The sequence below is a fragment of the Rhodococcus sp. R1101 genome, from assembly GCF_000278445.1.
GTDB lineage: Bacteria > Actinomycetota > Actinomycetes > Mycobacteriales > Mycobacteriaceae > Rhodococcus > Rhodococcus gordoniae.
The window spans coordinates 1-6,031 of the sequence record NZ_AJVB01000230.1 but is presented as its reverse complement, the minus strand read 5'-3'; the positions used below and the strand labels follow the sequence as shown (position 1 = coordinate 6,031).

The following is a 6,031-nucleotide window of genomic DNA, read 5'->3' as shown; positions in this document are numbered from 1 at the left end:
CGTGTCCACGGTCGGATCACACCGGATCCTTACGCCACAACAGTGCGTGCAGGCACTCGACGGCCTCGGCGGGCGATTCGACGTCGAGCACTCCCGCAGCGGGCATCTTCCAGCCCCCGATGGCGATGACCGGAACGCCGATCCGGACCGCGAGCGCGATCTCACTCATCGTGCCCCAGCTGCCGCCCACCGCGATCAACGCGTCGCTGCTGCGCACGAGCAGCGCGTTGCGCATCTCTCCGAGACCGGTGGGAACGGCCACCGTCAGATAGGGATTGCCCTCGGCACGGTCGTCCCCGGGTAGCAGACCGAGGGTCGTCCCGCCGGCTTCCACAGCGCCGCGACAGGCCGCCGCCATCACCCCACCCAGGCCGCCGGTGACCACGACGGCCCGGCGGCCGGCGAGGAGCCCTCCGACCTGCCGGGCGATACGTCGCTGTTCGGGCGTGGCTTCACCCGGACCCACGACCCCGACATAGCGCTGCGCGTTCATGTTCGGCATTGTGCATCATGGAACGCTCCGGAGCGCGCGGTCCGAGAACATCATTCGCGATCCGGCATCGGTCGCTCCACAACACCGCGCTCGTCGCCGGCAGTGGCGATCCTCCGCAGCCACCGCCCCGAGGCCGGCCGAGCGACCGGCTGGGGGACACTGTGGCCATGAGCAGAGCCGAGCGCCGAGCCGATACCCGCCCGGATTCCCCGTGCCCGTGCGGTCGCGGGGTACCCCTGTCCGAATGCTGTGGGCCACTGCTGGCCGGCGCGAACGCCCCGACCGCGGAGCGGCTGATGCGTTCGCGGTACACGGCATTCACGGTGGGCGATGCGGCGTACCTGATGCGGACCTGGCATCCGACCACGCGCCCGCGCTCGATCGAGTTCGACCCCGAGCAGCGTTGGACGGGGCTCGAGATAGTGCACACCACCGGTGGCGGATTCCTGCACACCACCGGCAGGGTGGACTTCCGCGCGCACTGGACGGCGTCCGGCGTGCCCGACTCCATGCGCGAACACAGCCGGTTCGTGCGGGAGAACGGCGAGTGGCTCTACCTCGACGATCACGGCGACGACTGAATCGAGTCCGTCACGGTGCGATCGGGCAGAGCACCGACGTCACGGCGCGGGTGTGCGCAGCAACGTCGTGCGGAGAGTGCCGGAGAGCCATTGCCGGTACCGATCGACATCCCATCCGCACTCGCGTCGCAGCAGGGCATGTACCTGCGGGGAACTCAGGGTGAACAGGACGTCGGCGGCGTGTTCGACGGTGACGTCCTCGCGCAGCCAGCCGGCGTGTTCGAGCCCTTCGGCGAGGGTACGGGCGTTCTCGGCCGTCGCCTTCGCGTCGTCCGCCGCGAATCGACGCATGTCGGGGTCGGCCCCCGACGATTCCACGGAGGTCATGAGCAGCCCACCCGCACGTTCGAGCATCGCGGTGCCGTAGCGGACCAGCTGCTCGACCACCAGATCCACGTGCGAGACCGTGCCGCTTCCCTTGTGGGGTTCCGGATCCGATGTGGCCGCCCGCGGGTCGCCGTCGCCGGCCACCGCGTGGTCGAGTGCCTCGCGGAAGATCTCCGCCTTGCCGCCGGGGAAGGCGGTGAACACGGTCCGTACGGCGACACCTGCTTCGTCCGCGATGTTCTTGACGGTGGTGCTGACGTAGCCGTCGCGGACGAACAGGCGCGCCGCGGCGTCGCGGATCGTCTCGCGGGTACGACGCGCCGACTCCTCCCGCAACGGTGAGATGTACCGTCGGCGGGCTCGCTCGGGATTCGGGTTCACTTCCCCAGTATCGAGTGCATTGCAGCTGCAGCAAAATTTGATGCACCGCAGCCCTGGCTCCCGACGGCCTCATCCGCTGCACCGGGGCCGCCGACACGGCATGCTGGTCGGGTGCACACCTTCGAGGTCTGGGCTCCGATCCCGTCGTCCGTCCGCCTGTTCGCCGACGGAACGCTCCACGACATGCAACGCGACGACGACGGCTGGTGGCGTGCCATCGTCGATGTCGCCCCCGACGCCCGATACGGTTTCGTGCTCGACGACGACACCGGGGCGGTCCTCCCGGACCCGCGGTCGCCCCGGCAGCCCGAGGGCGTGCACGAGCCGTCGCAGTTGCACGTGGTGGACGGAACGAAGTGGACCGATCGCGGCTGGACCGGTCGGCAACTGACGGGAAGCATCGTCTACGAGATGCACGTGGGGACCTTCACCCCCGAGGGCACCCTCGACTCCGCGATCGGCCGACTCGACGAACTCGTGGAACTGGGGGTCGAATTCGTCGAGCTCATGCCGCTCAACGCGTTCAACGGCACCCACGGATGGGGTTACGACGGGGTGCTCTGGTACGCGGTCCACGAGCCCTACGGCGGCCCCGACGCGCTGCAGCGTTTCGTCGACGCCGCTCATGCGCGCGGTCTCGGGGTCGTCCTCGACGTCGTCTACAACCATCTCGGCCCGTCCGGGAACCATCTGGGCCGCTTCGGTCCCTATCTCTCCGCGGCACCGGGCGTCTGGGGCGACAACATCAACCTCGACGGTCCGGGTTCCGGGGAGGTGCGCAAGTACATTCTCGACAACGCGCTGCGCTGGTTCCGCGACTTCCACATCGACGGGCTCCGCCTGGACGCCGTGCACGCGCTGGTCGACCACACTGCGACGCACATCCTCGAAGAACTTGCGGTCGAGACGTTCCGCCTGTCCGCCCATCTCGGTCGTCCCCTGTCGCTGATCGCGGAATCGGACCTGAACGATCCGCGGATGATCACCCCGCGGCCCGGTGGCGGTTACGGGTTGCACGCGCAGTGGGCCGACGACGTCCACCACGCGATCCACGCGGCGGTATCCGGTGAACGACAGGGCTACTACGGCGACTTCGGCTCCCTGGACTGCCTCGCGTACACCCTCGGGCACGGCTTCTTCCACGCCGGGACGTACTCCACCTTCCGCGGACGCGTCCACGGACGTCCGCTCGACACCCGGCGCACGCCGGCGAGCGGATTGGTCGCCTACACCTGCACGCACGACCAGGTCGGCAACCGGGCACTCGGCGACCGGCCGGGGGCCTATCTCGAACCCGGACAGCTCGCCCTGAAGGCCGCGCTCGTACTCACCTCACCGTTCACACCGATGTTGTTCATGGGCGAGGAATGGGGTGCGAGCACACCCTTCCGGTACTTCACGTCGCATCCCGAACCGGAACTCGCCGCGGCCGTCGTCGAGGGTCGCCGACGCGAGTTCGCCGAACACGGCTGGGACGCCGCCGACGTACCCGACCCGCAGGATCCGGAGACCTTCGTCGGATCGAAACTGCGCTGGGACGAACGCGGCGAGGACGGGCACGCCCGGTTGCTCGAGTGCTACCGGGCGCTCATCGCGCTCCGGCGAGCCCGCGCCGAGCTCACCGATCCCTGGCTCGAGCACGTGCACGTGACCTACGACGACGAGGAGAAGTGGCTCGTCGTGCACCGCGGGGCGCTCCGCGTGGCCTGCAATCTCGGACCCGATCCCGTCACCGTGCCGGTCGGCGGGAAGCCGCTGCTGTGGTGGGACGAACCGGTCGTCAACCGCACCGAATCCGCGGTGCTCGTCCCGGGCTGGTCCTTCGCCGTCCTCGAGGCTCCGGACACGCCCCAGCGATAACGTTCGTCGAGCGAAAAAGTCGTTGATTATGCCACGAGTGAGCGAGTACCGTCTCGGGTACCGTCGAATTCTCGAGGTGAATCCCTATGAAAACCAGGAAGATTCTGGCGAGCGCATTTCTCGGCACCGCCCTCGTTCTCGTTCCCGCCGGAGTCGCATCGGCGTCCCCGACCGTCGACACCGCACCCGGGATCGTGAATGTCGGCGGCGGACACGATGACCACGGAAATTACGACCACCACGATCACGACCAGTACTACAACCGTCACGACAAGAACTACGACCGCGACCATCACCGGGACAACTACTGGCGGCCCGACTGCTACTGGTGGGGCCCGTGGTGGGTGTGCAATCACTGGTGACCGCACACCACTCCTGACGCGACCGGGGCGCCCGGTTACGTCAGATAACGATAGGCCGGCGACCCCGGCTCGAGTCGCTGCGCGTCGATCGGCGATGCGTCCATGCGATGGAGCAGCGACGAAAGGCCTTCTGCAGCACCCAGTTCGATACCGACGAGGGCGGCACCGGTCTCCCGGTTGTTGCGCTTGACGTACTCGAACAGGGTGATGTCGTCGTCCGGCCCGAGGACCTCGTCCAGGAACCGGCGCAGCGCACCGGGCTCCTGTGGGAAGTCCACGAGGAAATAGTGCTTGAGTCCGCGGTGGACGAGCGACCGCTCGATGATCTCGCCGTAGCGTGAGACGTCGTTGTTGCCGCCCGACACCAGGCACACCACGTTCGCTCCGGGCTGCACCGAGATCGCGTCGAGGGCGGCGACGGACAGCGCGCCGGCGGGCTCGGCGATGATGCCTTCGTTCTGGTACAGGTCGAGCATCGTGGTGCACAGTGCACCCTCGTCGATCTGGGTCATCCCGAACGGTGCGCGGCCGAGCCCTTCGCGGCGCAGCGTGGCCACGAGCGGCAGGCTCGAATGGGACACGACCTCCGCGCCGAGTTCGGACACGACCGCGTAGGGAACGTCGCCGATCCGTTTGACCGCGGCGCCGTCGACGAACGGCTCGACCTCCGGCAGCGTCACCGGACCGCCCGCGACCAGCGCGGCCGTCATCGATGCTGCTCCCGCCGGCTCGACGCCGACGATCGACGTGCGCGGGGACCGCTCGCGCAGATACGCGGCAACGCCGGCGACGAGGCCACCCCCGCCCACGGGGACGAGCACGACATCGAGATCGCCGTCGAGTTGTTCGAGGATCTCGCGCGCGATCGTGCCCTGCCCGGCGGCCGTGCGGGCGTCGTCGAAGGGCGGGATCATCGTCGCTCCGGTACGGAGCGCATCGTCCGCTGCCGCCGCGGCCGCGGCGTCGAAGGTGTCGCCGACGCCGATGAGTTCGACGCTGTCCCCGCCGTGCACGCGGATCCGGTCGCGCTTCTGCTTGGGAGTGCGGGTGGGCACGTAGATTCGGCCCTGGATTCCCATCACCCGGCACGCGTAGGCCACACCCTGGGCGTGGTTTCCTGCGCTCGCCGTGACCACACCTGCGGTGCGTTCGGCCGCGTCGAGCTGTGCCATCGCGTTGTATGCGCCGCGGAGCTTGAAAGACCGCACGCGAGTGAGATCCTCACGCTTGAGGTAGACGTTCGCACCCACGAGGGCCGAGAGCCGGGGGCTGAGCTCGAGCGGGGTCGGGGCGACCGCCTCCGAAATTCGCTCGGCAGCCGCATCGATGTCGGCCGCGCCGGGCACGGCAGTCACAGTCGTCGGTTCTGCTGTTCGCGAAGTGGAGGTCACCCGTCAATGCTGCCACTCCCCCGAATCGCCCACCACGGCGGGACCCGCCTCACGGGGACGGCAGCATCTTCGGATTCTTCGCCGTGATCGGCTACGCGCCCGCAGCACCCCCGGCGATCGATTCCGGGTCTTCGGCGAGCTCGAGGACGAAGAGCGGGATCTCACGGTCGGTCTTCTCCTGATATTCCGCGTACGGCGGGAACGCCTCGACGGCACGTTCCCACCATTGCGCCTTCTCGTCGCCGTGGACCTCGCGAGCGATCATGTCCCGTATCTCGGTGCCGTCCCGCAACTCGACGTGCGGATTCGCCAGGACGTTGTGGTACCAGACCGGATGCTTCGGAGCGCCGCCCAGCGACGCGACGGCGGCATAGGCACCCTCGTGTTCGACGCGCATGAGAGGGATCTTGCGGAGCTTGCCGGACTTCGCCCCGACCGTGGTCAGGATGATCACCGGCCGACCCTGGAGGGTCGTGCCGCGGGTACCGCCCGACGACTCGTACTCCTCGACCTGCTTCGCGCTCCATTCGACGGGACTCGGTTCGTACTCTCCGTGCAGTGGCATGCCGATCAGTCAACACGCTCATGGTGACGGTCGCCGCTCGATTGCCGAGTTCGGTGGCCCGAACTCTTCCC

The 6,031-nt window shown here is 68.4% G+C and carries 7 protein-coding genes; 3 read left to right on the top strand and 4 right to left on the bottom strand.

What is annotated here, in order from left to right; translation table 11 throughout:
• Positions 1–16 precede the first annotated feature (16 nt).
• A complete protein-coding gene (locus R1101_RS0114495) occupies positions 17–502 on the bottom strand; it encodes a TIGR00725 family protein (RefSeq protein WP_016934126.1) in 486 nt (161 codons plus the stop codon).
• A 158-nt stretch (positions 503–660) separates the two neighbouring features.
• Here R1101_RS0114495 and R1101_RS0114490 point away from each other — a divergent pair, with 158 nt between their 5' ends.
• Positions 661–1,074, top strand: coding sequence for a YchJ family protein (locus R1101_RS0114490; protein ID WP_026003285.1), 414 nt, complete (start codon positions 661–663; stop codon positions 1,072–1,074).
• A gap of 39 nt (positions 1,075–1,113) precedes the next feature.
• Here the strand turns inward: R1101_RS0114490 and R1101_RS0114485 are convergent, their stop codons facing one another.
• Entirely contained in the window at positions 1,114–1,782 is a 669-nt protein-coding gene (locus tag R1101_RS0114485; RefSeq protein WP_016934124.1) for a TetR/AcrR family transcriptional regulator, read from the bottom strand.
• 111 nt (positions 1,783–1,893) lie between these two features.
• On the opposite strand from R1101_RS0114485, the gene treZ reads away from it, so the two are divergent.
• Both treZ and R1101_RS0114475 read left to right on the top strand, forming a co-directional pair.
• Complete coding sequence (gene treZ, locus R1101_RS0114480) at positions 1,894–3,642, top strand: malto-oligosyltrehalose trehalohydrolase (protein WP_016934123.1); 1,749 nt, start codon at positions 1,894–1,896, stop codon at positions 3,640–3,642.
• 86 nt (positions 3,643–3,728) lie between these two features.
• Positions 3,729–4,004, top strand: coding sequence for a hypothetical protein (locus R1101_RS0114475; RefSeq protein ID WP_016934122.1), 276 nt, complete (start codon positions 3,729–3,731; stop codon positions 4,002–4,004).
• A 35-nt stretch (positions 4,005–4,039) separates the two neighbouring features.
• Here R1101_RS0114475 and ilvA read toward each other — a convergent pair whose 3' ends face one another.
• Positions 4,040–5,359, bottom strand: a complete 1,320-nt coding sequence (gene ilvA, locus R1101_RS0114470) for a threonine ammonia-lyase IlvA (RefSeq protein ID WP_026003284.1) — start codon at positions 5,357–5,359, stop codon at positions 4,040–4,042.
• A 127-nt stretch (positions 5,360–5,486) separates the two neighbouring features.
• A complete protein-coding gene (locus R1101_RS0114465) occupies positions 5,487–5,960 on the bottom strand; it encodes a nitroreductase family deazaflavin-dependent oxidoreductase (RefSeq protein ID WP_016934120.1) in 474 nt (157 codons plus the stop codon).
• Positions 5,961–6,031: the final 71 nt, after the last annotated feature.